The sequence below is a fragment of the Isoptericola jiangsuensis genome (assembly GCF_048320105.1).
GTDB lineage: Bacteria > Actinomycetota > Actinomycetes > Actinomycetales > Cellulomonadaceae > Isoptericola > Isoptericola jiangsuensis_A.
Window position 1 is genome coordinate 900,601 of sequence record NZ_CP182942.1, and the last position, 26,683, is coordinate 927,283.

The 26,683-nt window shown below is 69.9% G+C and carries 20 protein-coding genes and 2 rRNA genes; 5 read left to right on the forward strand and 17 right to left on the reverse strand.

Translation table 11 applies throughout. From position 1 onward, the window contains the following. Positions 1-53: 53 nt before the first annotated feature. The 3 genes from ACNHYB_RS04275 to tyrS form a co-directional block, all read right to left on the reverse strand. Positions 54-3,167: ribosomal RNA gene (locus ACNHYB_RS04275) — 23S ribosomal RNA — on the reverse strand. Between the two features lie 510 nt (positions 3,168-3,677). Then, positions 3,678-5,201: ribosomal RNA gene (locus ACNHYB_RS04280) — 16S ribosomal RNA — on the reverse strand. The 16S and 23S rRNA genes sit together here, the layout of an rRNA operon. Positions 5,202-5,786: 585 nt before the next feature. Then, complete coding sequence (gene tyrS, locus ACNHYB_RS04285) at positions 5,787-7,046, reverse strand: tyrosine--tRNA ligase (protein ID WP_418277144.1); 1,260 nt, start codon at positions 7,044-7,046, stop codon at positions 5,787-5,789. Positions 7,047-7,210: 164 nt separating this feature from the next. On the opposite strand from tyrS, the gene ACNHYB_RS04290 reads away from it, so the two are divergent. Continuing rightward, positions 7,211-8,107: an MHYT domain-containing protein gene (locus tag ACNHYB_RS04290; RefSeq protein ID WP_418277145.1), complete on the forward strand. Its 897-nt coding sequence runs from the start codon at positions 7,211-7,213 to the stop codon at positions 8,105-8,107. Here the strand turns inward: ACNHYB_RS04290 and ACNHYB_RS04295 are convergent. Genes ACNHYB_RS04295 through ACNHYB_RS04345 form a run of 11 tightly spaced genes read right to left on the reverse strand, consistent with a single transcriptional unit; the run spans position 8,077 to position 18,590 of the window. Beyond that, positions 8,077-8,751 (reverse strand): DNA-3-methyladenine glycosylase, encoded by a 675-nt coding sequence (locus ACNHYB_RS04295; RefSeq protein WP_418277147.1) that lies wholly within the window; start codon positions 8,749-8,751, stop codon positions 8,077-8,079. The two genes, ACNHYB_RS04290 and ACNHYB_RS04295, sit on opposite strands and share 31 nt — an antisense overlap. Next, the gene (locus ACNHYB_RS04300) at positions 8,751-9,371 is read right to left on the reverse strand and encodes a uridine kinase family protein (protein ID WP_418277148.1); all 621 of its coding nucleotides are present in this window, start codon (positions 9,369-9,371) and stop codon (positions 8,751-8,753) included. Before ACNHYB_RS04300 ends, ACNHYB_RS04295 begins: the two co-directional genes overlap by 1 nt. A gap of 4 nt (positions 9,372-9,375) precedes the next feature. Next, positions 9,376-10,833: an argininosuccinate lyase gene (gene argH / locus ACNHYB_RS04305; protein WP_418277149.1), complete on the reverse strand. Its 1,458-nt coding sequence runs from the start codon at positions 10,831-10,833 to the stop codon at positions 9,376-9,378. After that, complete coding sequence (locus ACNHYB_RS04310; RefSeq protein WP_418277150.1) at positions 10,833-12,062, reverse strand: argininosuccinate synthase; 1,230 nt, start codon at positions 12,060-12,062, stop codon at positions 10,833-10,835. Before ACNHYB_RS04310 ends, argH begins: the two co-directional genes overlap by 1 nt. Before the next feature lie 56 nt (positions 12,063-12,118). Continuing rightward, positions 12,119-12,652, reverse strand: a complete 534-nt coding sequence (locus ACNHYB_RS04315) for an arginine repressor (protein ID WP_418277151.1) — start codon at positions 12,650-12,652, stop codon at positions 12,119-12,121. Further along, the gene (argF, locus tag ACNHYB_RS04320; RefSeq protein WP_418277152.1) at positions 12,649-13,581 is read right to left on the reverse strand and encodes an ornithine carbamoyltransferase; all 933 of its coding nucleotides are present in this window, start codon (positions 13,579-13,581) and stop codon (positions 12,649-12,651) included. Before argF ends, ACNHYB_RS04315 begins: the two co-directional genes overlap by 4 nt. Position 13,582: 1 nt before the next feature. Next, complete coding sequence (locus ACNHYB_RS04325) at positions 13,583-14,836, reverse strand: acetylornithine transaminase (RefSeq protein ID WP_418277153.1); 1,254 nt, start codon at positions 14,834-14,836, stop codon at positions 13,583-13,585. Further along, the gene (gene argB, locus ACNHYB_RS04330) at positions 14,833-15,756 is read right to left on the reverse strand and encodes an acetylglutamate kinase (RefSeq protein WP_418277154.1); all 924 of its coding nucleotides are present in this window, start codon (positions 15,754-15,756) and stop codon (positions 14,833-14,835) included. Before argB ends, ACNHYB_RS04325 begins: the two co-directional genes overlap by 4 nt. After that, complete coding sequence (argJ, locus tag ACNHYB_RS04335) at positions 15,753-16,982, reverse strand: bifunctional glutamate N-acetyltransferase/amino-acid acetyltransferase ArgJ (RefSeq protein ID WP_418277155.1); 1,230 nt, start codon at positions 16,980-16,982, stop codon at positions 15,753-15,755. The genes argB and argJ overlap by 4 nt, the downstream gene beginning before the upstream one ends. Then, on the reverse strand, positions 16,979-18,052 hold the full coding sequence (gene argC / locus ACNHYB_RS04340; protein WP_418277156.1) for an N-acetyl-gamma-glutamyl-phosphate reductase: 1,074 nt from the start codon (positions 18,050-18,052) through the stop codon (positions 16,979-16,981). The genes argJ and argC overlap by 4 nt, the downstream gene beginning before the upstream one ends. Before the next feature lie 37 nt (positions 18,053-18,089). Continuing rightward, positions 18,090-18,590, reverse strand: coding sequence for an N-acetyltransferase family protein (locus tag ACNHYB_RS04345; RefSeq protein ID WP_418277157.1), 501 nt, complete (start codon positions 18,588-18,590; stop codon positions 18,090-18,092). A gap of 35 nt (positions 18,591-18,625) precedes the next feature. Between ACNHYB_RS04345 and ACNHYB_RS04350 the strand changes: the two genes are divergently transcribed. The 4 genes from ACNHYB_RS04350 (at position 18,626) to ACNHYB_RS04365 (ending at position 22,094) form a co-directional block, all read left to right on the forward strand. Continuing rightward, positions 18,626-19,270, forward strand: a complete 645-nt coding sequence (locus ACNHYB_RS04350; protein ID WP_418277158.1) for a class I SAM-dependent methyltransferase — start codon at positions 18,626-18,628, stop codon at positions 19,268-19,270. 122 nt (positions 19,271-19,392) lie between these two features. After that, on the forward strand, positions 19,393-20,376 hold the full coding sequence (locus tag ACNHYB_RS04355; RefSeq protein WP_418277159.1) for a quinone oxidoreductase family protein: 984 nt from the start codon (positions 19,393-19,395) through the stop codon (positions 20,374-20,376). 52 nt (positions 20,377-20,428) lie between these two features. Then, a complete protein-coding gene (locus ACNHYB_RS04360; protein WP_418277160.1) occupies positions 20,429-21,217 on the forward strand; it encodes an LLM class F420-dependent oxidoreductase in 789 nt (262 codons plus the stop codon). 76 nt (positions 21,218-21,293) lie between these two features. After that, positions 21,294-22,094, forward strand: a complete 801-nt coding sequence (locus ACNHYB_RS04365) for a methyltransferase domain-containing protein (RefSeq protein WP_418277161.1) — start codon at positions 21,294-21,296, stop codon at positions 22,092-22,094. A gap of 3 nt (positions 22,095-22,097) precedes the next feature. On the opposite strand, the gene ACNHYB_RS04370 is transcribed toward ACNHYB_RS04365, so the two are convergent. The 3 genes from ACNHYB_RS04370 to pheS are packed head-to-tail and all read right to left on the reverse strand — an operon-like array spanning position 22,098 to position 26,630. Further along, positions 22,098-22,991, reverse strand: coding sequence for an SDR family NAD(P)-dependent oxidoreductase (locus ACNHYB_RS04370; RefSeq protein ID WP_418277163.1), 894 nt, complete (start codon positions 22,989-22,991; stop codon positions 22,098-22,100). Next, positions 22,984-25,572, reverse strand: coding sequence for a phenylalanine--tRNA ligase subunit beta (pheT, locus tag ACNHYB_RS04375; protein ID WP_418277164.1), 2,589 nt, complete (start codon positions 25,570-25,572; stop codon positions 22,984-22,986). Before pheT ends, ACNHYB_RS04370 begins: the two co-directional genes overlap by 8 nt. Continuing rightward, positions 25,572-26,630: a phenylalanine--tRNA ligase subunit alpha gene (pheS, locus tag ACNHYB_RS04380; protein WP_418277165.1), complete on the reverse strand. Its 1,059-nt coding sequence runs from the start codon at positions 26,628-26,630 to the stop codon at positions 25,572-25,574. Before pheS ends, pheT begins: the two co-directional genes overlap by 1 nt. Positions 26,631-26,683 lie beyond the last annotated feature (53 nt).

Here is a 26,683-nt window from a genome sequence, read left to right on the forward strand (position 1 = left end):
GGTGGTGCCCGTTTCTCGGGAACCGCACAGTGGACGCGTAGCATGTTTTGTGGTGTGTGAAGTTGTTGGCTGATTAGTACCGGTCAGCTGCGACAGTCTTTGGTCCTGTCTTCCACTTCCGGCCTATCTACCCAGTGGTCTAGCTGGGTGCCTTCACCCCTCGAGGGGGATGGAAACCTCATCTTGAAGCAGGCTTCCCGCTTAGATGCTTTCAGCGGTTATCCCTTCCGAACGTAGCGAACCAGCGGTGCTCCTGGCGGAACAACTGGCATACCAGAGGTTCGTCCGTCCCGGTCCTCTCGTACTAGGGACAGCCCTTCTCAAGTTTCCTGCGCGCGCAGCGGATAGGGACCGAACTGTCTCACGACGTTCTAAACCCAGCTCGCGTGCCGCTTTAATGGGCGAACAGCCCAACCCTTGGGACCTACTCCAGCCCCAGGATGCGACGAGCCGACATCGAGGTGCCAAACCATCCCGTCGATATGGACTCTTGGGGAAGATCAGCCTGTTATCCCCGGGGTACCTTTTATCCGTTGAGCGACGGCGCTTCCACAAGCCACCGCCGGATCACTAGTTCCGACTTTCGTCCCTGCTCGACCTGTCGGTCTCACAGTCAAGCTCCCTTGTGCACTTGCACTCGACACCTGATTGCCAACCAGGCTGAGGGAACCTTTGAGCGCCTCCGTTACATTTTGGGAGGCAACCGCCCCAGTTAAACTACCCACCAGGCACTGTCCCTGGTCCGGATCACGGACCGAGGTTAGATGGTCGATGCGGTCAGAGTGGTATTTCAACGGCGACTCCACTCGCGCTGGCGCGCGGGTTTCATAGTCTCCCACCTATCCTACACAAACCGCACCGAACACCAATACCAAGCTATAGTAAAGGTCCCGGGGTCTTTCCGTCCTGCTGCGCGTAACGAGCATCTTTACTCGTAGTGCAATTTCGCCGAGTTCGTGGTTGAGACAGCGGAGAAGTCGTTACGCCATTCGTGCAGGTCGGAACTTACCCGACAAGGAATTTCGCTACCTTAGGATGGTTATAGTTACCACCGCCGTTTACTGGGGCTTAAATTCTGGGCTTCGCCGAAGCTGACCCGTCCTCTTAACCTTCCAGCACCGGGCAGGCGTCAGTCCGTATACATCGTCTTGCGACTTCGCACGGACCTGTGTTTTTAGTAAACAGTCGCTTCTCCCTGGTCTCTGCGGCCCTCACCGCTTCCCCCAGCAAGTGGGTTCACGGATCAGGCCCCCCTTCTCCCGAAGTTACGGGGGCATTTTGCCGAGTTCCTTAACCACGATTCTCTCGATCGCCTTAGTATTCTCTACCTGACCACCTGAGTCGGTTTGGGGTACGGGCGGCTAGAACCTCGCGTCGAGGCTTTTCTTGGCAGCATAGGATCACCCAGTTCCCCCGTACGGGTTCTCTGTCAGCTCTCACCCTTGATGCTCTGCGGATTTGCCTACAGAGCGGGCTACAGCCTTGGACGTGGACTACCATCGCCACGCCGGGCTACCTTCCTGCGTCACCCCTGTTAATACGCTTACCTACTACCGGTTTGGGTCGCACGCCGCCTCGTCAGGTGTCACCCGAAGGTGACGGTTGACGTCTTGGGGTGCTGAGCATCACCGGGCTCGGTATGGGCGGTTCTTCGCCGGTAGGAGAATATCAACTCCTTGTCCATCGACTACGCCTGTCGGCCTCGCCTTAGGTCCCGACTTACCCAGGGCGGATTAGCCTGGCCCTGGAACCCTTGGTCATTCGGCGGACGGGTTTCTCACCCGTCATTCGCTACTCATGCCTGCATTCTCACTCGTGTAGTCTCCACCGCTGGATCACTCCGCGGCTTCACTGCCCACACGACGCTCCCCTACCCACCCACACTCCTGAACACACCTCAAGGATGTGCTGGGATATTGTGTGAGTGCCACGGCTTCGGCGGTGTACTTGAGCCCCGCTACATTGTCGGCGCGGAATCACTTGACCAGTGAGCTATTACGCACTCTTTCAAGGGTGGCTGCTTCTAAGCCAACCTCCTGGTTGTCTGTGCAACTCCACATCCTTTCCCACTGAGCACACGCTTAGGGGCCTTAGCCGGTGGTCTGGGCTGTTTCCCTCTCGACTACGAAGCTTATCCCCCGCAGTCTCACTGCCACGCTCTGGCTTACCGGCATTCGGAGTTTGGTTGACGTCAGTAACCTGGTGGGGCCCATCGGCCATCCAGTAGCTCTACCTCCGGTAAGGAACGCGTGACGCTGCACCTAAATGCATTTCGGGGAGAACCAGCTATCACGAAGTTTGATTGGCCTTTCACCCCTAACCACAGGTCATCCCCTCAGTTTTCAACCTAAGTGGGTTCGGTCCTCCACGCCGTCTTACCGGCGCTTCAACCTGCCCATGGCTAGATCACTTCGCTTCGGGTCTAGACCCGGCGACTGTATCGCCCTATTCGGACTCGCTTTCGCTACGGCTTCCCCACACGGGTTAACCTCGCCACCGAGCACTAACTCGCAGGCTCATTCTTCAAAAGGCACGCCGTCACCCCTGCTAGGGAGGCTCCGACGGATTGTAGGCACACGGTTTCAGGTACTATTTCACTCCCCTCCCGGGGTACTTTTCACCTTTCCCTCACGGTACTGGTCCGCTATCGGTCACTAGGTAGTATTTAGGCTTAGCAAGTGGTCTTGCCAGATTCACACGAGATTTCTCGGGCCCCGTGCTACTTGGGATCCCCTCCACCAGGCCGCACCATTTCGTCTACGGGACTCACACCCTCTACGGTCCGCCTTTCAATGCGGTTCGACTATGACACGGCTTTCTTACTGGTCCCAGGACTGTCAGATCCTGAAAGAAGGTCCCACAACCCCGCACACGCAACGCCTGACAGCTTGACACGTGCACGGTTTGGCCTCATCCGCTTTCGCTCGCCACTACTCACGGAATATCTCTTCCTGCCGGTACTGAGATGTTTCACTTCCCGGCGTTCCCCCTACACCCTATGTATTCAGATGCAGGTGACCCAACATGACTTGGGCCGGGTTCCCCCATTCGGACACCCTCGGATCACAGCTCGTTTGCCAGCTCCCCGAGGATTATCGCAGGCTACCACGTCCTTCTTCGGCTCCTAGTGCCAAGGCATCCACCGTGTGCCCTAAGAAACTTCGACACACTCTACAAAATTGCTACAGAAATCCAAGAAACAAGCACCCCCTCAAAGAAGAGGTGCCGCTTGAACATCTGAGATGCTCGCGTCCACTGTGCAGTTCTCAAGCAACGGACGAACCCGCCGGCCCCCGTGCCACCAACCCCGCGACCAGACCCCCTCCCCTCCAGGGAAGAGAACCCAGCACCAGGCGGTATGACACCAGCCGACGACCCGCGTCGTGAAACCCCCGACCATGGCCGGTTGCCTCAGGACCCAACAGTGTGCTCTCCCAGCCAACCCCGACACCGAGACCCGTTCCCACCAGCAGACCCCCGAAGGAACCCACCAGCTGTACTGGACGCCTCGACCACCAGGGCCGACCGTACGGTCAATGTTCCACCCAGAGCAGCCACCAGACACACGAACGGTGCCTCGAGCGGCCTGCATGGACCCCAGCTACCAGCCCCACCAGCAACCCACCCGAACGGGCGAGCACACGCCGACGAGACCACCAGGGCCACGTGCTCCTTAGAAAGGAGGTGATCCAGCCGCACCTTCCGGTACGGCTACCTTGTTACGACTTAGTCCCAATCGCCGGTCCCACCTTCGACCACTCCCCCCGGAAAACCGGTTGGGCCATGGGCTTCGGGTGTTACCAACTTTCGTGACTTGACGGGCGGTGTGTACAAGGCCCGGGAACGTATTCACCGCAGCGTTGCTGATCTGCGATTACTAGCGACTCCGACTTCATGGGGTCGAGTTGCAGACCCCAATCCGAACTGAGACCGGCTTTTTGGGATTCGCTCCACCTTACGGTATCGCAGCCCTCTGTACCGGCCATTGTAGCATGCGTGAAGCCCAAGACATAAGGGGCATGATGATTTGACGTCATCCCCGCCTTCCTCCGAGTTGACCCCGGCAGTCTCCCATGAGTCCCCGGCATAACCCGCTGGCAACATGGGACGAGGGTTGCGCTCGTTGCGGGACTTAACCCAACATCTCACGACACGAGCTGACGACAACCATGCACCACCTGTGCACCGACCTTGCGGAACAACCATCTCTGGAAGCGTCCGGTGCATGTCAAGCCTTGGTAAGGTTCTTCGCGTTGCATCGAATTAATCCGCATGCTCCGCCGCTTGTGCGGGCCCCCGTCAATTCCTTTGAGTTTTAGCCTTGCGGCCGTACTCCCCAGGCGGGGCACTTAATGCGTTAGCTGCGGCACGGAACTCGTGGAATGAGCCCCACACCTAGTGCCCAACGTTTACGGCATGGACTACCAGGGTATCTAATCCTGTTCGCTCCCCATGCTTTCGCTCCTCAGCGTCAGTTGCGGCCCAGAGACCTGCCTTCGCCATCGGTGTTCCTCCTGATATCTGCGCATTCCACCGCTACACCAGGAATTCCAGTCTCCCCTACCGCACTCTAGTCTGCCCGTACCCGATGCACGCCCCAGGTTGAGCCTGAGGTTTTCACACCAGACGCGACAAACCGCCTACGAGCTCTTTACGCCCAATAATTCCGGACAACGCTTGCGCCCTACGTATTACCGCGGCTGCTGGCACGTAGTTAGCCGGCGCTTCTTCTGCAGGTACCGTCAACCGAAGCCTTCTTCCCTGCTGAAAGAGGTTTACAACCCGAAGGCCGTCATCCCTCACGCGGCGTCGCTGCATCAGGCTTTCGCCCATTGTGCAATATTCCCCACTGCTGCCTCCCGTAGGAGTCTGGGCCGTGTCTCAGTCCCAGTGTGGCCGGTCGCCCTCTCAGGCCGGCTACCCGTCGACGCCTTGGTAGGCCATCACCCCACCAACAAGCTGATAGGCCGCGAGCCCATCCCCCACCGAAAAACTTTCCAACCCACACCATGCGATGCAGGCTCATATCCGGTATTAGACCCCGTTTCCAAGGCTTATCCCGAAGTGGAGGGCAGGTTGCTCACGTGTTACTCACCCGTTCGCCACTGATCCACCCAGCAAGCTGGGCTTCACCGTTCGACTTGCATGTGTTAAGCACGCCGCCAGCGTTCGTCCTGAGCCAGGATCAAACTCTCCGTAAAAGAGAGAAAACACCACAACACCCCGAAAGATGCGCGATGCCAATCGATACTGGCCAGACCAAACAAACTAGCAAAACTAGCTGTCCAATCTAGTCCAAAGGAACCAATAAGGTTCAAAATTTGGCATTGACTATCAAGCACACTGTTGAGTTCTCAAACAACCGACACACACCATCAGAAGCCAGAACAACCGTCCCGACCCCCTCCGGGGCAACCCTTCAACCTTACCCGGTCGATCTCCTCCGGTCAACTCCCGCTATTCGGCGGAAGATGTCTGGAGTTCCGTCCGGCTCGGTCCGGGCACACAACTGTACCGGATCGAAGTCTTCGGGGTGGCCCACCCGCGGGACCGTCCACCACATCTTCGTGATCTCCTTGCGGCGATCACCTGCGGTGTCCGTTCCTCCCTGCCGGGCGAACGACCAGAACATTACACACGCCCTGGCCTGGAGGACAAATCCCCAGGTCAGGGCGTGTTTCGGCGCCGCGCTCGAACTGGGAGCGGGCCGCCGGCCCCCGGTCCTTCGCCCAGATCCGACGTCCGGCGTCGAACCAGAGGTCAACGCCCCCGGTCGAACGGGGGCGTCAAGCCACGACTGCGACCGCGAGGGTCTTCTTGCCCCGGCGCAGGACGGCGTACCGGCCGTCCAGAAGATCCTCCGGCGCCAGGACGGCATCCTCGTCGACGACCTTGACGTTGTTGACGTAGGCGCCGCCGTCCGCGATGGCACGCCGTCCGGCGGCGCGGGACGCCACGAGCCCCGAGCCGACCAGAGCATCGAGGACGGCCGAACCGGCCGTCACCTCGGTGCGCGGCAGCTCGGCGGTGGCCGCCTCCAGGGTTCCGCCGTCGAGCGTGGACAGGTCACCACGGCCGAACAGCGCCTGGCTCGCGGCGACCACGGCGGCGGTCGCCTCAGCACCGTGCACCAGCGTCGTGACGTCGTTCGCCAGCGCCCGCTGGGCCTCCCTGGCACCCGGGCGGTTCTGGACCGCCTGGGCGAGGGACTCGATCTCCTCGCGCGAACGGAAGGTGAAGATCTTCAACCAGCCCACGACGTCGGCGTCGGACGCGTTGAGCCAGAACTGGTAGAACGCGTACGGGCTCATCATGTCGGGAGCGAGCCAGACGGCCCCGCCCTCGGTCTTTCCGAACTTGGTGCCGTCAGCCTTCGTGATGAGCGGCGTCGTCAGGACGTGGACGGCAGCGCCCTCGGACTTGCGAATGAGCTCGACGCCGGACAGCAAGTTGCCCCACTGGTCGTTGCCGCCCGTCTGCAGGGTCACCCCGTGCCGGCGGAAGAGCTCCAGGAAGTCGATGCCCTGCAGGATCTGGTAGCTGAACTCGGTGAAGCTGATCCCCTCGTCCGAACGCAGCCGGCGCGCCACGGTGTCCTTGGCCAGCATCGTGCCGAGACGGTAGTGCTTGCCCACGTCGCGCAGGAAGTCGATCGCCGTCATGTCGGCGATCCAGTCCAGGTTGTCCACCAGGATCGCCGGGTTGTCGCCCTCGAAGTCGAGAAATCGCGAGACCTGCGCCTTGAGGCGCTGGGTCCACTCGGCCACCGTCTCCTTGGTGTTCAGCACCCGCTCGCCCGACTGGCGCGGGTCACCGATCATCCCCGTGGCTCCGCCGACGAGCGCCACCGCCCGGTGCCCGGCCAGCTGCAGGTGCCGCAGCAGCACCAGCTGGACGAGATGGCCGTGGTGCAGGCTCGGTGCCGTAGGGTCGAAGCCGCAGTAGTAGGCGATCGGTCCCTCGGCCAGCGCAGTACGCAACGCGGCCTCGTCGGTGGACTGCGCCACCAGGCCCCGCCATTGCAGCTCGTCGAGAACGTCGGTCACCATGTACTCCTTCGGTGGTCGGTCGGCCCCCGGTCGGGGTCCACCCCTAGTGTGCCCGACCGTGCGGCCGGGACGGTCGTACCACCCGCACCACCATCGCCACGGGACGTCCGTCCTTCGTGCGTTCTTCGTGCTGACTCAGCACTCAAGCCAGGGGGCACCTCTTGATCGAGCACTTCGCGTACGGGGCCCTGACCCCGATTCTCTCCTTCGTCCTGTCGTTCGTGGGTTGCGCCGCAGGGCTGTCCTGCACCGCGCGCGCCCGGCTCTACGAAGGGCGTCGACGGAGCCTGTGGCTGTGGCTCGGAGCCCTCGCGATCGGCGGCACGGGCGTCTGGGTGATGCACTTCGTGGCCATGCTCGGGTTCTCCGTCGAGGGAGCGGAGATCCGGTACGACATCCCGCTGACGCTCCTCAGCGCCGTCATCGCGGTCGTGGTCGTCGCCGCGGGGCTGTTCCTGGTGGACAGGTCCCAGGGTCGCCTGCGACCTCTGCTCGTCGGTGGTACGACCGCCGGCCTGGGGGTGACCAGCATGCACTACCTGGGCATGCGTGCCATGCACACGAACGTGCCGCTGTCCTACGCCCCCGGGCTGGTGCTGCTGTCCGTCGTGATCGGCGTCGTCGCCGCCTCGGCCGCCCTCTGGTTGTCCTACCGCGTCCGCACGCTCGCTCTCGGCGTGGTCGCCGCCGTCGTCATGGGTATCGCCGTGTCCGGCATGCACTACACGGGCATGGCCGCGATGCGGATGGGCGACGGCGATCACGCTGCGCACGCCAGCTCCCAGACGCCGCAGGGGCTGACCGCCGGTGAGCTGCTGGTCCCGCTGGCGCTCTTCCTGTTCTTCTCGACCCTCGCGCTGGTCGTGACCGTGCTGCTGGCGCGCGCGCCCGGCGAGGTCCGGGCCGACCGCGAGTTCGACGCCTGGCGGGACCGGCTGCGCGGGAGCGACGGGGCCGAGGACGCTGACGCGACATCCGTCGCGCCTGCCCAGGGATCGTCCGACCTGGCGCGTCGGGACGTCCAGGATCAGCGCGCCCGACGGGCCACCGGACGGTAGGCCGACACCGTCGGCTCGTCGACGAGCCAGGACCGCCACGCGAAGCGTGCCGGGTCGGCGCCGTCGCCACCGACGCCCACCCTCGGGCCGGTGGCGACGGTGCGCGGCAACGGGTCGATCGGCAGCTGGACCACGACGGTTCCGCCCGCATCGGTCACGTCGGTGCCGTCGTCGTTCCGGTCCAGGTCCGCCGCGACCGCCAGCCGCGCCGGGCCGCGCGCGATCTGCCCGTCGGAGTCGCACCGCCCCGACCTCTCGCGCCGGGACCGGGCGAGCCCGGAGCCCTCGACGACCTCCCCCGCCCGCAGCAGGACGGCCGACGCCTCACCCACCGGCCCGCACACCAGGTTGACGCAGTGGTGCAGGCCGAGGTGGCGGTACACGTAGAGGCGCCCCGGGCGCCCGAACATGGAACGGTTGCGCTCCGTCGGCCCACGGAAGGCGTGCGAGGCCGGGTCGTCGTCGCCGCCGTAGGCCTCGACCTCGGTGATCCGCAGGACGACGTCGCCGTCGTGGTGGCGCCTCACCAGGTGCGCACCGAGCAGATCGCGCGCCACGTCGTGGACGCTCCTGGCGTACCAGGACGCCCCCGGCACCTGCCAGGGCACCCCCGGTGCCGTCCGGCTCTCCGTCGGTGACGTCATCACCCACCACCTCGCTGCTCGCCCGGTGCGCCCAGGCGGCCGAACCCGTCCACGAGGACGTCCGCCCGCTCGCGCGTCTGCTCGGCAGCGTAGTGCGCGGACTCGTCCCGCATCCACTGCAGCCAGTGCTGCCGCGCGTGCTCGCCGTCGCGCGCCAGGCCACGACGCAGACGCTCGCCGTCGTCGGCCTCGACCCACACCCGCAGCGCGACCCAGGGGTCGACCGTCCGGGCCGCGGCGCCGCACCCCTCGACCACCAGGAACGGCGCGGGCTCGACCCGGTGCGTCTCGGCCCAGTCACCGGCGACCCAGTCGTAACGCCGGTACTCCCCCGTCCGCCCCTCGGCCAGGGGTGCGAGGACCCGCCGTGCCAGCCGCGCCGATCCCCCGCCGGGGCCCGCCTCCCAGCCCTCGTAGAGGTCGTCCATGTGGACCACCTGGCAGCACAGCTCGACGGCGACCTGGGTGGCCAGGGTCGTCTTGCCCGAGCCGGCCGGTCCGTCGACGCACACGAGCCGGGTGCGCCGCCACGGCGACGACGCACCCGGACCCGGCAGCCGCGCCGGCGCGGCCTGCACCCGCTGCACGACGGCGGCGAGCACGTCGGGTCCGACGCTCATCCGGTCAGCCCTCGGCCCAGAAGCGGAACTCGGTGGCGCGCTCCTTCGCCGCGTCGAGCTGCTCGGCCACCCGGGCCGGGGCCGTGCCGCCGACGCCGTCGCGGGACGCCACCGACCCCTCGACGGACAGCACCTCGCGCACCTGCGGGGTGAGGTGCTCCGAGATCGCGGCGAGGTCGGGGTCCGTGAGGTCCCACAGCTCGATGCCACGCTCCTCGCAGACCCGCACGCAGGAGCCCGAGACCTCGTGCGCGACACGGAACGGCACGCCGGAGCGGACCAGCCACTCGGCGATGTCCGTGGCGAGCGAGAAGCCCTGCGGTGCCAGCTCGGCCATCCGATCGGTGTCGAAGGTCAGGGTGCGCACCATCCCCGCGAAGGCCGGCAGCAGCACCGTCAGGGTGGCGACCTGGTCGAAGACCGGCTCCTTGTCCTCCTGGAGGTCGCGGTTGTACGCCAGCGGGAGGCCCTTGAGGGTGGTCAGCAGCCCCGTGAGGTCACCGACGAGACGACCCGACTTGCCGCGCGCGAGCTCGGCGATGTCCGGGTTCTTCTTCTGCGGCATGATGCTCGACCCGGTGGACCACGAGTCGTGGAGCCGCACGAATCCGAACTCCTTGGTGTTCCACAGGATGATCTCCTCGGACAACCGCGACAGGTCGATGCCGATCATCGCCGCGACGAACGCGAACTCCGCCACCACGTCACGCGACGCGGTGCCGTCGATCGAGTTCTCGACCGGGCCGTCGAAGCCCAGCTCGGTCGCCACCGCCACCGGGTCCAGCCCGAGGGACGACCCGGCCAGCGCGCCCGAACCGTACGGCGAGTGCGCCGCCCGCACGTCCCAGTCGACGATGCGGTCGACGTCACGCAGCAGCGGCCACGCGTGGGCGAGCAGGTGGTGGGCCAGCAGGACCGGCTGCGCGTGCTGCAGGTGCGTGCGCCCCGGCATGACCGCCTCGCCGGCCGCCTGCGCCTGCGTGATGAGCTCGTCCACGACCGTCAGCACCTGGCGGGCGATCAGCCGTGCGTTCTCGCGCAGGTAGAGGCGCACCTGCGTGGCGATCTGGTCGTTGCGCGAACGCCCCGCACGCAGCTTGCCGCCCAGGTCGTCCCCGGCCCGCTCGAGGAGGCCGCGCTCGAGGGCCGTGTGCACGTCCTCGTCGGCCAGCACCGGACGGAAGTCCCCGGACCGGACGTCGGCCTCGAGCCGGTCGAGCGCGTCGATCATGCCCGCGAGCTCGTCGTCGTCGAGCAGGCCGGCACCCGCCAGCACGCGGGCGTGCGCCCGCGAGCCGGCGATGTCGTACGACGCGAGCGCCCAGTCGAAGTGGGTCGACTGCGACAGCGCCTGCAGCTCCGGCGACGGCCCGCCGGCGAACCGGCCGCCCCACAGGCTCACCGACGGCGCGTCGGCCGTCGTCTCGGCGTCGTCGCCGCCGCGCTCGTCGACGTCGGCCATCAGAACGTCCCCACGCCGAAGTCGACGCCGTTGCCGAACTTCTCGTCACGCGCCGCGGCCTGCTTGGCGGCCAGACCGTAGATCTCGATGAAGCCCTTGGCGTGGGACTGGTCGAAGGTGTCGCCCTCGTCGTAGGTCGCGAGGTTGAAGTCGTACAGCGCGGCCTCGGACCGGCGGCCCGTCACGGTGGCCCGCCCGCCGTGCAGCACCAGACGCACCTCGCCGGAGACGTACTTCTGGGTGTCGTCGACGAAGGTGTCGAGGTTCTTCTTCAGCGGGCTGAACCACATGCCGTCGTAGACGAGCTCAGTCCAGCGCTGCTCCACGCCCCGCTTGAACCGGGCCTGCTCGCGCTCGAGCGTCACGTTCTCGAGCTCCTGGTGGGCGGCGATCAGCGCGATCGCACCGGGCGCCTCGTAGACCTCGCGGGACTTGATGCCGACCAGGCGGTCCTCGACGATGTCGATCCGGCCCACGCCCTGGGCACCGGCACGACGGTTCATCTCCTGGATGGCCTGCAGCGGGGTCACCGCGACGCCGTCGAGCGCGACCGGCACGCCCTGGTCGAACGTCACGACCACCTCGTCGGCGACGGGCGGGAAGGTGGGGTCGTCGGTGTAGGAGTAGACGTCCTTGGTGGGCTCGTTCCAGATGTCCTCGAGGAAGCCCGTCTCCACGGCCCGGCCCCACACGTTCTGGTCGATGGAGAACGGGTTCTTCTTCGTCGTCGCGATCGGCAGGTCGTGCTTCTCGGCGTAGTCGATGGCCTTCTCACGCGTCAGGGCCAGGTCACGCACCGGGGCGATCGAGCGCAGGTCGGGTGCGAGCGACGTCGTGGCCACCTCGAAACGGACCTGGTCGTTGCCCTTGCCAGTGCAGCCGTGCGCGACCGTCGTCGCACCGAACTGGCGCGCCGCACGGACCATGTGCTTGACGATGACCGGCCGGGAGATCGCCGAGACCAGCGGGTAGCGGTCGAGGTAGAGGCCGTTGGCCTTGAGGGCCGGTATGCAGTACTCGGTCGCGAACTCGTCGCGCGCGTCGGCCACGTAGGCCTCCACCGCGCCGCAGTCCAGCGCACGCTGGCGGATGACGTTCATGTCCTCGCCGCCCTGGCCGACGTCCACCGCCACGGCGACGACCTCGGCGCCGGTGGCTTCGGCGATCCAGCCGATCGCGACGGAGGTGTCCAGGCCGCCCGAGTAGGCGAGCACGACGCGTTCAGTCATGGGTTTCTTCTTCCTTGTGGTGCGGTACGTGTCGAGTCTGACAGGGTTCGTGCGGCTCAGGCGTCGTGGGACGCCGTGAGCTCGAGGAACCGGCGGGCGAGGTCGTCGCCGCCGGAGGGGTCCCGGGAGATCACCAGGATCGTGTCGTCGCCGGCGAGGCAGCCGAGGACGCCGGGGAAGACCGAGTGGTCGATCGCCGAGGCCAGGTAGTTCGCCGCCCCGGGCGGGGTGCGCAGCACCACCTGGTTGCCGGACGCCTCGGCCGAGACGAGCAGGTCCGCGCACAGGCGGGCCAGGCGCGCCGCGAGGTAGCCCGCGTCGTGGTCGCCGACGCCGGCACCCTGGACGCTGCGGTCCCCGCCCTCGCCGGGCACCGCGTAGACGAGCGGACCGGCCGAGCTGCGCACCTTCTCGGCACGCAGCTCGACCAGGTCGCGCGACAGCGTCCCCTGGGTGACGGTGAGGCCCTCGTCCGCGAGCGCCCGGGCGAGCTCGGCCTGGGAGTGGATGGCGGTGCGCCGCACGATGTCCACGATGCGCGCCTGGCGGGCGGCCTTGGTGGACGGTGCGGGGCCGGCGGTGGAGCTCATCGCTGCTCCAGGAGGAACGTCAGCACGGCCTTCTGGGCGTGAAGCCTGTTCTCCGCCTCGTCCCACACGACGGACTGCGGGCCGTCGATCACCTCTGCGGTGACCTCCTTGCCGCGGTAGGCGGGAAGGCAGTGCAGCAGGATCGCGTCGTCCTTCGCGACGGCCAGCAGCGCGCCGTCGACCTGGTAGCCCGCGAGCGCGGCGAGGCGTTCGGTCGCCTCGTCCTCGTCGCCCATGGACACCCAGGTGTCAGCGGCGACGACGTCCGCGCCGGTGACCGCCGCGCGCACGTCCGTGGTGACGGTGACCGACCCGCCGGTCGTGGCGGCGATCTCCTCGGCCCGCGCGACGATGTCGGCCGGCGGCAGGTAGCCCTCCGGTCCGGCGACGGCCACGTGCATCCCGGCCGTCACGCCACCCAGCAGGTAGGACGCCGCCATGTTGTTGCCGGCGTCGCCCACGTAGGCGAGGCGCTGCCCGGGCAGGGCGTCGAGGCCGCCGCGGTGCTGGGCGACGGTGAGCAGGTCGGCGAGGATCTGGCAGGGGTGGAAGTCGTCGGTGAGCGCGTTGACGACGGGCACGCGGGACACGCCGGCCATCTCCTCGATGCGGTCCTGGCCGAAGGTGCGCCACACGACGGCGGCGACCTGGCGGTCGAGGACGCGGGTGACGTCCGCGACCGACTCCCGCACGCCGACCTGGGCGAGCCGACCGTCGACGAGCGTCGGGAAGCCGCCGAGCTCGGCGACGCCGACGGAGAAGGACACCTGGGTGCGCAGGGTGGGCTTGTCGAACAGCAGCGCCACGGCGCGGGGCCCGGAGAGCGGGGTGCGCACGAACCGGTCCTCGCGGAACGCCCAGGCGAGCTCGAGGACCTCGCGCTGCTCCGCGGGGGCGAGGTCGTCGTCGCGCAGGAAGTGGCGGGGCATGTCAGCTCTCCTTCGAGGAGTCGGGGACGACGACGTCGGCGAAGAACCGCGCGGCGTCAAGGGCCTGGTCGATGGTGAGCACCAGGGGCGGGGCCAGGCGGATCGCGTCGGGCGCGACGGCGTTGACGACGAAGCCCGCCTCGAGGGCGACGGCGGCGACCTCCGGTGCGACGGGCCGCGTGAGCCGGACGGCCAGCAGCAGGCCGCGGCCACGCACCTCGGCCACCAGCGGGTTGCCGGCGCCCTCGATCGCGCGGCGCAGGACCTCGCCGACCTCGACGACGTGCGCCAGGAGGCGGTCGCGCTCGATGACGCCGATGGTCGCCAGGGCGGCGACGGCGGCGACCGGGTTGCCCCCGAAGGTCGTGCCGTGCTGGCCACGTCCGAGCAGTCCGGCGGCGCGGTCCCCGTAGGCGATGACCGCTCCGACCGGGATGCCGCCGCCGAGGCCCTTGGCGAGGGTGACGACGTCGGGCACGACGCCGCCGCCGATCTCGGGCTGCTGGTGGGCGAGCCACGAGCCGGTCCGGCCCATGCCCGTCTGGACCTCGTCGAGCACGAGCAGGGCGTCCGCCGCGGTGGTGAGGCGGCGCGCGAGGGCGAGGTAGCCGGCGGGCAGCTCGCGCACCCCGGCCTCGCCCTGGATCGGTTCCACGACGAGCGCGGCGACCTCGCCCCGTGCGGCGACGACGTCGGGCGAGAACGCCTGCTCCAGCGCGCCGGTGTCGCCGAACGGCAGGTGCTCCACCCCGCCGGGCAGCGGCTCGAAGGGCTCGCGGTAGGCCTCCTTGGCCGTGAGCGCCAACGCTCCGAGGGTGCGTCCGTGGAACCCGCCCTCGAGGGCGAGCACCCGGGTGCGCCCGGTGCGGCGGGTCATCTTGAAGGCGGCCTCGTTGGCCTCGGTGCCCGAGTTCGTGAAGAACACCCGTGATCCGTCCGGCGCCTCGGCGAGGCGCAGCAGGCGTTCCGCGAGGGTGATCTGGGCGGGCGTGCCGAAGAAGTTCGACACGTGGCCCAGGGTGCCGAGCTGGGCGCTGACGGCGGCAGTGAGGGTCGGGTGGGCGTGCCCGAGGGCGTTGACCGCGATCCCGGCGAGCAGGTCGAGGTAGCGCTTGCCGTCGGCGTCCCAGACGTACGCCCCCTCACCGCGCACGAGGATCCGCTGCGGTGGCCCGAAGGTGTCCATGACCGCCGAGGTGTAGGCCTGGGTCCAGCCCTGGCCGGTCAGCTCGCTGCGCTCGGTGATCTCGCTCATGCTTCTGCTCCCGTCGCGTCGGGGACGACCATGGTGCCGTTGCCCCGGGTGGTGAAGACCTCGAGCAGCACGGAGTGGGGCTGACGTCCGTCGATCACGGACGCGCGCGGCACACCGCCCTGCACCGCCCGCAGGCACGCCTCCATCTTGGGGACCATCCCCGACTGCAGGCTGGGCAGCAGCGTGGCCAGGTCTGAGGCGGTGATCTCCTCGACCAGCGAGTCCTTGTCCGGCCAGCCGGTGTAGAGGCCCTCGACGTCGGTGAGCACGATGAGCTTCTTCGCGCCGAGCGCCACGGCGAGCGCCGAGGCCGCCGTGTCCGCGTTGACGTTGAGCACCTGGGTGGGGTCGTCGACGTCGGGCGCGACGGTGGAGACCACGGGGATGCGGCCGGCGTCCAGCAGGTCGAGCACGGCGGACGGGGTGACGCGCACGACGTCACCGACGAGGCCGACGTCCACGTGCTCGCCGTCGACGACGGCATGGCGGCGCACCGCGCCGAAGAGGCCGCCGTCCTCGCCGGAGAGGCCGACCGCCCGCGGGGCGTGGGAGTTCAGCAGGCCGACGAGCTCGCGCTGCACCTGCCCGGTGAGGACCATGCGCACGACGTCCATCGCCTCGGGCGTCGTGACGCGCAGGCCGCCGCGGAACTCGCTGGCGATGTCGAGTCGGTCGAGCATCCGGCTGATCTGCGGCCCGCCCCCGTGCACGACGACGGGACGCACGCCCACCTGGCGCAGGAACACCATGTCCTCGGCGAAGGCGGCCTTGAGCTCGTCGTCGACCATCGCGTTGCCGCCGTACTTGACGACGACGACGGCTCCAGCGAACTCCTGGAGCCACGGCAGCGCCTCGATGAGCACCTCGGCCTTCTGGTCGGGGCGCAGGTCGGTGCGGGTGTCGAAGTGGAAGTCGCTCATGAGGAGTACGCGCTGTTCTCGTGGACGTAGTCGTGGGTGAGGTCGTTGGTCCACACGGTCGCGGTGGCGTCGCCGGCGTGCAGGTCGATCTCGACGACCACCTCGCGCTGCGCGGCGAGGTCGACGAGCTCGCGGGGCTCGCCGACGCCCTGGGCGCGGCAGACCTGGACGCCGTTGACGGTGACGTCGAGGGCCAGCGGGTCGTACGGGGCGACGTCCTCGGGCACGGTGCCGACGGCGGACACGATGCGGCCCCAGTTGGGGTCGTTGCCGAAGACGGCGGCCTTGAACAGGTTGGACCGTGTCACGGCGCGGGCGACCGCGAGGGCGGCGTCCTCGGTGGTGGCGCCGCGCACGGTGACGGCGACGTCGTGGCTGGCGCCCTCGGCGTCCGTGACGAGCTGGCGGGCGAGCGAGGCGCAGACCTCGGTCACGGCCGCGGTGAGGTCGTCGAGCGAGACCTCGACGCCGGACGCGCCGGAGGCGAGCAGGATCACCGTGTCGTTGGTCGACATGCAGCCGTCGGAGTCGACGCGGTCGAAGGTGGTCGCCGTCGCGGCGCGCAGGGCGGCGTCGGCGGTCTCGGCGTCCACGACGGCGTCCGTCGTGACCACGCTGAGCATCGTGGCCAGCCCCGGGGCGAGCATGCCCGCGCCCTTGGCCATGCCGCCGACGCTCCAGCCGTCGCGCCCGGCGACGGCCTCCTTGGGCACGGTGTCGGTGGTCATGATGGCGAGTGCGGCGTCGTCGCCGCCGTCGGCCGTGAGCGCCGTCGCCGCGGCGTCGACGCCGCCGAGGAGCGCGTCGAGGTCGAGGCGCAGGCCGATGAGCCCGGTGCTGCAGACCAGGACGTCGCCCGCGCCGACCTCGTCGTCGGGCGACGCGGCGACCGACGTGAGCACGTCCGCGACGTGCTCGGCCGTGCGGTGGGTGTCGGCGAAGCCGTCGGGGCCGGTGCAGGCGTTGGCACCGCCGGAGTTGAGGACGACGACGCGGGCGGCGCCGTCGGACACAGCCTGGCGGGTCCACACCACGGGCGCGGCCTGCACCCGGTTCGACGTCAGGACGGCGGCCGCCGTGGACAGCGGACCGTCGTTGACGACCAGGGCGACGTCGCGGGCGCCGGTCGACTTCAGCCCGGCGGCGACGCCGGCGGCCCGGAACCCTGCGGGCACGGTCACGGCGCCGGAAGCCTCGGCGCCGGAGGTGCTGGCGATGGTCGTCATGGTGCGACTCCTTCGGTGAGCAGGCCGGCCGTCTCCGGCAGGCCGAGGGCGAGGTTCATGGCCTGCAGGGCCTGGCCCGCGGTGCCCTTGACGAGGTTGTCCAGGGCGGTGACGGTGACGACCCGCCCGGCGGCGGCGTCGAGCGCCACCTGGACCAGCGCGGTGTTGGCTCCCAGCGTCGCAGCCGTCGTGGGCCACTGCCCCTCGGGGAGCAGCTCGACGAACGGCTCCCCGGCGTAGGCCTGCTCCCAGACGGAGCGGACCTCGGCGGCGCTCGTGCCCTCGTGGCCGGGCGCCAGCCGGGCGGTCACGGTCGCGAGGATCCCGCGCGACATGGGCACGAGGGTCGGGGTGAAGCTGATCGACACCTCGGGCACGCCGGCGACGCGCAGGTTCTGGGTGATCTCGGGGATGTGCCGGTGGGTGCCCCCGACGGCGTAGGGGACGGCGGAGCCGAGTCCCTCGGCGGCGAGCAGGTGCGCCTTGAGCGCCTTGCCCGCCCCGGAGTACCCGTTCGCCAGCACGGCCACGAGGTCGAGCGGGCTGACCAGCCCGGCGGCGATCCCGGGCTGGATCCCGAGGGTGACGGCCGTGACGTTGCAGCCGGGCACGGCGATGCGCCGGACGCCGGCGAGGTGGTCGCGCTGGCCGCTGCCGTCGGCGTGGACCAGCTCCGGCAGGCCGTAGGGCCAGGTGCCCGCGTGCGGGGAGCCGTAGAAGGCCGTCCAGTCCGCGGCGGAGACGAGCCGGTGGTCGGCACCGAGGTCGAGCACGAGGACGTCGTCGGGAAGCTGGGCGGCGATCTCGCCGGACGCCCCGTGCGGCAGGCCGAGGACGACGACGTCGTGGCCGGCGAGCACCCCGGCCGTAGTGGGCTCCAGCACCCGGTCGGCCAGGGAGCGCAGGTGCGGCTGCAGCTCGCCGAGCCGGCTGCCCGCGTTCGAGTGGGCCGTCAGCGCCCCGATCTCGAGGTGCGGGTGGTGGGACGCGAGCCGGAGGAACTCACCGCCGGCATAGCCGGAGGCCCCGGCGACGGCGACGCGCAGGTGCGGTGAGGTGGTGTGCGGCATGGCGCCACTATACATACCTATGCGCCTGGCCCGTAACCTATTCCGCAGTGAGATCGAGGTACATGACGTGCAGCCCCACGAAGCCGTGCTGCGGGCTGCGGAACGCCCCCGGGACCGTCCCCACGATCCGCCACCCGAGCGACTGCCACAGGTGAACGGCCGCCACGTTGGTCTCCACGACCGCGTTGAACTGGATTCCCCGGTAGCCAAGCTCGCGGTGCCAGTCGATCGCGTGCAGCGCGAGCGCCCGGGCCACTCCCCTGCCCCGGGCCGCCGGCGCCACCATGAAGCCAGCCGTCCCGACGTGGTCGCCGTGGCCCGGCTTGTTCGGACCCAGCCGCGCCGTCCCGAGGACGACGCCGCCGTCCTCCGCGAGCACCGTCTCACCGGGCGGCTCCGCGAGCCAGAGGTCTCGGGCCTGCTCGCTCGTGGCGTCCGGGGGGTACGTGTACGTCTCGCCCTCGCGGACGACGGGCTCGACGATCGGCCACAGCGCCGGCCAGTCCGCCGCGCTCGCTGCGCGGATCGTGATGCTCACCGGGTCACCCTAGACGCGTCGGTAGGGTCGCCGCCGTGACCACCACCGAAGAGCACCGCCGAGCCGTCAGCGCCGAGTACGACCGTCGCGCACCCACCTACGACAACGAGATGCACGTGGCGCTCGCGGACGCCGTGGCCGCCTTCTGCGACGTCGACGGCGCACTCGAACGACGCGACGCCGTCGTCGACGTCGCGACCGGCACCGCGCTGGCCCTGCGGGCCCTCGCCCGCCGCCTCGCCGAGCGCGGACGGGTCCTGCAGGCCACCGGGTGCGACCTCTCGACCGGGATGCTCGACGTCGCCCGGCGCGAGACCGCCGGGATCGCGGCGCTGCGCGCCGAGCTGGTCCTGGCGGACGCCGCCGACCTCCCCCTGCCCGACGGCTCCGCCGACCTCGTGACGTGCGTGACGGCGCTGCACCTGTTCGCCGACAGCGGCGCCGCCCTGCGCGAGTGGGCGCGCGTGCTCGCCCCGACCGGTGTCGTCGTGACCGCGACCTTCGCGGCCTTCGGCGGTCCGGGCAACCCGCACGACTTCCCGACCCGCCACGACGACTTCCGCACGCCGGAGCTCGTCGCGGACGCCGCCCGCGAGGCAGGCCTGCACCTGACCCGGCACCAGCACGTCGACCTGCCCGGCGGCAGCCTGGCCCTGATCGCCGAGCTCGCCCGCACCTGACGGCACCGACCTGCGCAGGCCCGGCGCAGGCCCGGCGCCGCTCCGGCGCCGCTCCGGCGCCGCTCCGACGCCGCTCCGACGCGGTCCCGGCGGCGTCCCGCCCGCCTCGATACGCTCGGGTGATGCATGCCGTCGTGGCCCGCAGCGCGGGTGGTCCCGAAGTCCTGTCCCTCACCGAGCTCGGCGACCCGACGCCGGGTCCCGGCCAGCTGCTCGTGCGGCTCGCGGCCGCCGGGGTCAACTTCATCGACACCTACCGCCGCGGCGGTGTCTACCCGATGGAGTTCCCCCACGTCGTCGGCTCCGAGGGCGCGGGCGTCGTCGAGGCGGTCGGCGAGGAGGTGACCGACTTCGCCGTCGGCGACCGGGTCGCGTGGGCCTCCGCCCCGGGCTCGTACGCCGAGCTCGTCGTCGTCCCCGCGAGCGAGGCCGTCGTCGTGCCGGACGAGCTGGACCTGGAGACCGCCGCCGCGCTGCCGCTGCAGGGCATGACCGCGCACTATCTCGTGACCTCGACGTTCGAGGTCCGAGCCGGCCACGACGTCCTGCTGCACGCCGGCGCCGGCGGCGTCGGGCTGCTCCTCACCCAGCTGGCCGTCGCGCGCGGGGCCCGCGTGCTCACCACCGTCTCGAACCCGGAGAAAGCCGCGCTCTCGTCCGCCGCGGGCGCCGCGCACACCATCGACTACGCCCGCATGAACGACATCGGCACCGAGCTGCCCGCCGTCGTGCGCGACCGCACCGACGGCGACGGGGTGCACGTCGTCTACGACGGCGTCGGTGCCGCGACGTTCGACGCGTCGCTGGCTTCCCTGCGCCGGCGCGGGACGCTCGTGCTGTTCGGCGGCGCGTCCGGACAGGTGCCGCCGTTCGACCTGCAGCGCCTCAACGGCGCCGGCTCATTGTTCGTCACCCGCCCCACGCTCGCCCACTACACGGCCACGAGGTCCGAGCTCGAGTGGCGCGCCGGCGAGGTGTTCCGCGCCGCGGCCGACGGCGACCTCGACGTCCGCATCGGTGCGAGGTTCCCGTTGGGCGACGCCGCCGCGGCCCATGCGGCGCTCGAGGGGCGCGCGACCACGGGCAAGGTGCTGATGATCCCCTGACCGGCACCGGCAGGTCTTCACCGTTGCCCGGCGCAGCGCTTAGGTTGAAGACATGACCACACCTGAGGCACGTCCGGTGCGCATCGCCGTCCAGCTCCAGCCCCAGCACGCCGACTACGGCCAGATCCGCGACGCCGTCCTGCGCGCCGAGGACCTCGGCGTCGACGTCGTCTTCAACTGGGACCACTTCTACCCGCTCACGGGCGACCTGGACGGCAAGCACTTCGAGTGCTGGACGATGCTGGGCGCCTGGGCCGAGCAGACCGAGCGGGTCGAGATCGGCGCGCTGGTGACCGGCAACGGCTACCGCAACCCCGACCTGCTGGCCGACATGGCCCGCACCGTCGACCACATCTCGGGTGGGCGGTTGATCCTCGGCATCGGCGCCGGCTGGAACGAGAAGGACTACGACCAGTTCGGGTACGAGTTCGGCACGGCCGGGTCCCGCATCGCGGCGCTCGCCGAGGCCCTTCCCCGGATCCGGCGTCGGACCGCCGTGGGCAACCCCGCACCCACCCGTGACGTCCCGCTGCTCATCGGTGGCGGCGGCGAGAAGAAGATGCTGCGCCTCGTGGCCGAGCACGCCGACATCTGGCACTCGTTCGGCGACGCGGAGACCCTGCAGCGCAAGTCGGCGATCCTCGACGAGCACGGCGCCGACGTCGGGCGCGACACCAGCACCCTCGTCGAGCGGTCCGTCGGGGTCGACGGGCCGCCGTCCGAGACCGGGGACGCGATCCTCGCCGCCGGGGCCACACTGCTCACGATCGGCGTCAACGGGCCGGACTACGACCTGTCGACCGCAGCACAGTGGATCGCCTGGCGCGACGAGCGCCGCTGACCAGCCCGAACCGCGCAGCGTCTTACCCATCAGTACGGTCCTTCCCATTCTGCGGACAGAATGCCAGGATCGCGGCATGACAGAGACCTACACCCACGGGCATCACGACTCGGTGCTGCGCTCCCACCGCTGGCGCACCGTCGAGAACTCGGCGGCCTACGCCGTGGACCACCTGACTCCCGGCACGACCGTCCTCGACGTCGGCTGCGGACCAGGCACCATCACGGCTGACATCGCCGTGCGCGTAGCGCCGGGTGCCGTCATCGGTGTCGACCGGGCCGCCGACGTCCTGGTCGAGGCGACCCGGCACGCCCGCGACGTCGGTGCCGAGAACCTCACGTTCGCCGCCCAGGATGTCTACTCGCTGCCCTACGACGACGGCACCTTCGACGTCGTCCATGCTCACCAGACGCTGCAGCACCTCGCTGAACCGGTGCTGGCACTGAAGGAGATGCGACGTGTGTGCCGCTCCGGTGGCGTCGTGGTGGCTCGCGAGAGCGACTATGCGGGATTCACCTGGTATCCGCGCCTGCCCGAGCTGGACACCTGGATGGGCCTGTACCAGTCCACTGCCCGGGCGAACGGTGGCGAGCCCGACGCCGGACGGCGGCTGCTGGCCTGGGCACGGGCGGCAGGCTTCACCGAGGTGACCCCGAGTGCGTCGGTGTGGTGCTTCGCGACGCCCGAGGACCGGGAGTACTGGGGACGCATGTGGGCGGCACGCATCCTCGACTCGCGCATGGCCGACCAGGTCGTCGAGACCGGGCTGGGGAGCCGGGAGGACCTGCAGAAGATGTCGGCAGCATGGCAACGCTGGACCGAGGACCCCGACGGCTGGATCTCCATCCTGCACGGCGAGGTCGTCTGTCGGGTGTGACGCTCAGCGTCCGGTGAGCACGTCGGTCATCGGGTCGGCGTCACCGGCGGGCAGGACCCGCAGGTGCCGGGGCGCCGCCACGTCGCCCGCCACGACGTCGCGCGCCACCGCGAGGGCGCGCAGCGACTCCGGGGTGTCGTCGGAGACGCGCACGAACCAGCCCGAGCACGCGTCCAGGTCCCCGCGGGCGAACTCCACGGCCGCCTCGACGGTACGTTCCACCGGAGTCCACTCCGTGCGGCCGTCGTGGGCGCGCATCGAGGCCGTCATGTCCGTCGTCACCACACCCGGTGCCAGCTCCAGGGTGCGCAGCCCCCGTGCGAAGCCCGTCGCGTGCAGGTGGTGACCCAGCCGCATCAGCGCCGTCTTGGAGAGGTTGTAGGCGCTGGAGTACGTCATGTCGTGCGACCCGGACCCGCTGTTGAGGTCGATCACCCGGCCACCACCACGGGCCAGCATCCCCGGCACCACGTGGCGCACCAGCAGGAAGGGGCCACGGACGTTGGTCTCCATGACCTGCCACCACTCGTCCGGGTCGGCCTCCCAGACCGGGACCTCGGCGTCGATGCGGCCGGCGTTGTTCACCAGGAGGTCGACGCCGCCGAGGCCGCCTTCCGCCGCAGGAGCCTCGGCGAGCCGGACGGCGTCCGCCACGGCGTCGGCGTCCGTGACGTCGCAGACCAGCTCAAGGGCGCGACGCCCGAGGGCGCGCACCTCGCGCGAAACCTCGGCGAGACGTTCGGCGTCGCGTGCCAGCAGTGCGACATCGAGCCCCGCCCCCGCCAGACCCAGCGCGACCGCGCGACCGATGCCGCGGGACGCGCCGGTGACGAGCGCCGTCCGGGCCGGCGCGACCTGCACCGGCCCGGACGGCTGCGCGTCGGTGGACTCAGCCACGCAGCACCGCCCCGACACGTTCGGCGGCCGCAGCCACCACGCCGTCACGGACGCCACGCACCTCGTCGGCGCTCAGCGTGCGGTCCGCGGCACGCAGCCGCAGCGAGTACGCGAGCGACTTCTTGCCCACCCCGACCTGCTCGCCGGTGAAGACGTCGAACAGCCGCACATCCTCCAGCAGCTCGCCCGCACCGGCGACCACCGCCGCCTCGACGTCCGCCGCCGGCACGTCCGCGTCCACGACGAACGCGAAGTCCTCCTTGGCCGCAGGGAACGCCGAGACGGGCGTGGCGGCGACCGGGGCGCCGGGTGCCGCGTCGACGAGCAGCGACAGGTCGAGCTCGAACGCCACCGCCCGGGACGGCAGCCCCAGGGACTCCACGACCTTCGGGTGCAGCTCGCCCGCGTGGCCCACCGTGCGACCGTCCGCCAGCTCGAACCGAGCACAGCGACCGGGGTGCCACGGCATCCGGTCCGGGTCGTTCACCATCGTGACGTCGGCACCCGTGTGCCCCACGACCTGGCGTGCGACGTCGAGCGCGTCGGACCAGTCGGCCGGCCGCCCGGCGCCCCACCAGCCGGCAGGGCTGCGACGACCGCTGAGCACACCGGCCACGAACCGCGGCTGGGCGGGCACCGCGGCGGCGAGCGCGTCCAGGTCGGACTCGTCCGGACGGACACCGACCGGCAGCTGCGGGGCGACCGGGGCGTCCGCGGTGGGACGGGTCACCAGGCCGAGCTCGAACACGGCCACGTCCTCCAGGCCGCGGGACACGTTGCGCCGCGCCGTCTCCAGGAGCGTGACCAGCAGGTGCGTGCGCATCAGCGGCCGGTCGTCGGCCATGGGGTTGGCCAGTCGCAGCGCGGTGCGGCGCTGGTCGTCGGCCGGCAGGTGCAGGGCGTCCAGGTCTGCCGCCCCCATGAAGGGGTACGACAGCACCTCCACCAGGCCGGCGTCCGCGAGCGTGCGGGCCACCGACCGGCGCACCCGCTGCTCGGGCGTGAGCCCGCGGCCACCGGGTGCAGCGGGCAGGACCGAGGGGATCTGGTCGTAGCCGGCGATCCGCACGACCTCCTCCACGAGGGTGGCGGGTTCGGTGAGGTCCGGCCGCCAGGACGGCGGCGTGACGACCACGACCTCGCCGTCGCCCGAGACCTCGCAGCCGATCTGCGCCAGGATGCCGACCACCTGGGCGCGGGTGTAGTCGACGCCGGCCGTCCGCGACGGCAGCGTGACGTCGAGGTCGATCGGCGTCGGTGGCGTCGTCGTGTCCAGGTCGCTGACCGCGACGTCCGCCGTCCCGCCACCGTGCTCGACCAGCAGGTCGACGACGCGCTGGGCCGCGACGGCGGGCAGGCGCGGGTCGACTCCGCGCTCGAACCGCTTCGCGGCCTCGGAGGACAGCTTGTGGCGCCGCGACGTGCGCGCCACGCTCACGGCGTCGAAGTGTGCCGCCTCGACCAGCACGTCGGTGGTGGTCGAGGAGACCTCCGAGGACGCACCGCCCATCACCCCGGCCAGGCCGAGCACGCGCGACCCGCGCTCGCCGTCGGGCGAGTCGGTGATCAGCAGGTCCTCCGCGCCCAGGGCTCGGTCGACGTCGTCGAGCGTCGTGAGCCGCTCGCCCGGCAGGGCCCGCCGCACCACGAGCGGCGCGGCGACCTTCGCGAGGTCGTAGGCGTGCAGCGGCTGGCCCAGGTCGAGCATCACGTAGTTCGTGACGTCCACGGCCAGCGAGATCGCGCGCATCCCCGAGCCCTCGAGCCGGCGCTTCATCCAGGCCGGCGTGGTGGCGGCCGGGTCGATGCCGCGCACGATCCGCGTGACGAACCGGTCGCATCCCGTGCGCCCGTCGATCGGTGCGGCGTCGTCCACCTCGACGGCGAAACCGTCCGGCGTCGCTGTCGGCTCCGCGCCGGTCGGCAGGCCGTGGTCGGTGAACGACGCACCCGTGGAGTGCGCGTACTCGCGCGCGACACCGCGATAGCTGAAGGCGTAGCCGCGGTCCGGGGTCACGTTGATCTCGAGCACCTCGTCACCGAGGCCCAGCAGCTCCGTGGCCGACCGGCCCGGCGTCAGGTCCTCGGCGGCGAAGCCCGCCTCGGTCAGCACGAGGATGCCGTCGTGGTCGTCGCCGATCCCGAGCTCGCGCACGGAGCAGATCATGCCGTCCGACACGTGGCCGTACGTCTTGCGGGCCGCGATCGCGAACCCGCCCGGCAGCACCGTGCCCGGCAGGGACACGACCACCAGGTCACCGACGCCGAAGTTGTGGGCACCGCACACGATCCCGCGTGCCCCGCCCGCCGGCACGTCGGCGTCGTCCACGCCCTTGATCTGCGTCGCGTTGTGCTCCGGGCCCACGTCGACGAGGCACCAGTTGATCGTCTTGCCGTTCTTCTGCGGCTCGCCCGTGAGCGCCAGCACCCGGCCGACCACGAGCGGGCCCGTGACGGACGCGGGGTGGATCTCCTCCTCCTCGAGACCGACCTTCACGAGGTCGGCGGCGAGGCGGTCGGCGGTCAGGTCCGCCGGGAGCTCGACGTGGTCACCGAGCCAGTCTGCGACGATGCGGGGCATCAGATCTCCGTCCCGAACTGGGTGGAGAAGCGCACGTCGCCCTCCACCATGTCGTGCATGTCAGCGATGGAGTGGCGCAGCATGAGCGTGCGCTCGATCCCCATCCCGAAGGCGAACCCCGAGTACACGTCGGGGTCGACGCCGGCCGCGCGCAGCACGTTCGGGTGGACCATGCCGCAGCCGCCCCACTCGATCCAGCCGGCGCCGCCCTTCTTCTGCGGGAACCACAGGTCGAGCTCGGCGCTCGGCTCGGTGAACGGGAAGAACGACGGGCGCAGCCGCGTCCTGGCGTCCGGTCCGAACATCGCCCGGGCGAACGCGTCCAGCGTCCCCACCAGGTTCGCCATCGTCAGGCCCTCGTCGACGGCGAGACCCTCGACCTGGTGGAACACTGGCGTGTGGGTGGCGTCGAGCGCGTCGGTGCGGAACGTCTTGCCCGGGCACGCGATGTACAGCGGCACCCCGCGCGACAGCATCGACCGGGCCTGCACCGGGGACGTGTGCGTCCGCAGCACCAGGTTGTTGGCCTCGCCCGACGGCGACAGCGCGTAGAACGTGTCCTGCATCTGCCGCGCGGGATGGTCCGGGCCGAAGTTCAGGGCGTCGAAGTTGAACCACTCCGCCTCGACCTCGGGCCCTTCGGCGATCTCCCAGCCGAGCCCGACGAAGAAGTCGGCGACGCGCTCCTGGACGAGCTCGATCGGATGACGCGCACCGCGCGCCGAACGCTCCGTCGGCAGCGTGACGTCCACGGTCTCGGCAACGAGCACGTGGGCGTCGCGCTCGGCCTCGAGCTCGACCTGCCGGGCGGCCAGCGCCTGGTTCACCCGACCGCGTCGAGGGCCGATGTTCTTGCCCGCGGCCGCCTTGTCGGGGCCGGGCAGGCCGCCGATGGCGCGGTTCGCGAGCGCGAGGGCGCTCTTCTCGCCGGTGTGCTGGGTGCGGACGGCCCGGAGCGCCTCGAGGTCGCCGGCGGCGGCGATGTCGGCCAGTGCGGCGTCGACGGCGGCGTCGAGCGCGACGACGTCGAGGGGATCGGGCAGGTCGGATGCAGTCATGCGTGTCTTCCTGGTCAGGAGCGTGGCGGCAGGAGCCAGTCTATGTGCCCCGG

Excerpts from the sequence above, each read along its gene's own strand:
- pheS (WP_418277165.1), bottom strand. The coding sequence starts at position 26,630 with ATGACTGCATCCGACCTGCCCGATCCCCTCGACGTCGTCGCGCTCGAC.
- ACNHYB_RS04295 (WP_418277147.1), bottom strand. The coding sequence starts at position 8,751 with ATGACGTCACCGACGGAGAGCCGGACGGCACCGGGGGTGCCCTGGCAG.
- ACNHYB_RS04365 (WP_418277161.1), top strand. The coding sequence starts at position 21,294 with ATGACAGAGACCTACACCCACGGGCATCACGACTCGGTGCTGCGCTCC.
- ACNHYB_RS04325 (WP_418277153.1), bottom strand. The coding sequence starts at position 14,836 with ATGAGCGAGATCACCGAGCGCAGCGAGCTGACCGGCCAGGGCTGGACC.
- argF (WP_418277152.1), bottom strand. The coding sequence starts at position 13,581 with ATGCCCCGCCACTTCCTGCGCGACGACGACCTCGCCCCCGCGGAGCAG.
- ACNHYB_RS04310 (WP_418277150.1), bottom strand. The coding sequence starts at position 12,062 with ATGACTGAACGCGTCGTGCTCGCCTACTCGGGCGGCCTGGACACCTCC.
- argC (WP_418277156.1), bottom strand. The coding sequence starts at position 18,052 with ATGCCGCACACCACCTCACCGCACCTGCGCGTCGCCGTCGCCGGGGCC.
- ACNHYB_RS04315 (WP_418277151.1), bottom strand. The coding sequence starts at position 12,652 with ATGAGCTCCACCGCCGGCCCCGCACCGTCCACCAAGGCCGCCCGCCAG.
- argJ (WP_418277155.1), bottom strand. The coding sequence starts at position 16,982 with ATGACGACCATCGCCAGCACCTCCGGCGCCGAGGCTTCCGGCGCCGTG.
- pheT (WP_418277164.1), bottom strand. The coding sequence starts at position 25,572 with ATGCCCCGCATCGTCGCAGACTGGCTCGGTGACCACGTCGAGCTCCCG.
- argH (WP_418277149.1), bottom strand. The coding sequence starts at position 10,833 with ATGGCCGACGTCGACGAGCGCGGCGGCGACGACGCCGAGACGACGGCC.
- ACNHYB_RS04360 (WP_418277160.1), top strand. The coding sequence starts at position 20,429 with ATGACCACACCTGAGGCACGTCCGGTGCGCATCGCCGTCCAGCTCCAG.
- ACNHYB_RS04300 (WP_418277148.1), bottom strand. The coding sequence starts at position 9,371 with ATGAGCGTCGGACCCGACGTGCTCGCCGCCGTCGTGCAGCGGGTGCAG.
- ACNHYB_RS04355 (WP_418277159.1), top strand. The coding sequence starts at position 19,393 with ATGCATGCCGTCGTGGCCCGCAGCGCGGGTGGTCCCGAAGTCCTGTCC.
- argB (WP_418277154.1), bottom strand. The coding sequence starts at position 15,756 with ATGAGCGACTTCCACTTCGACACCCGCACCGACCTGCGCCCCGACCAG.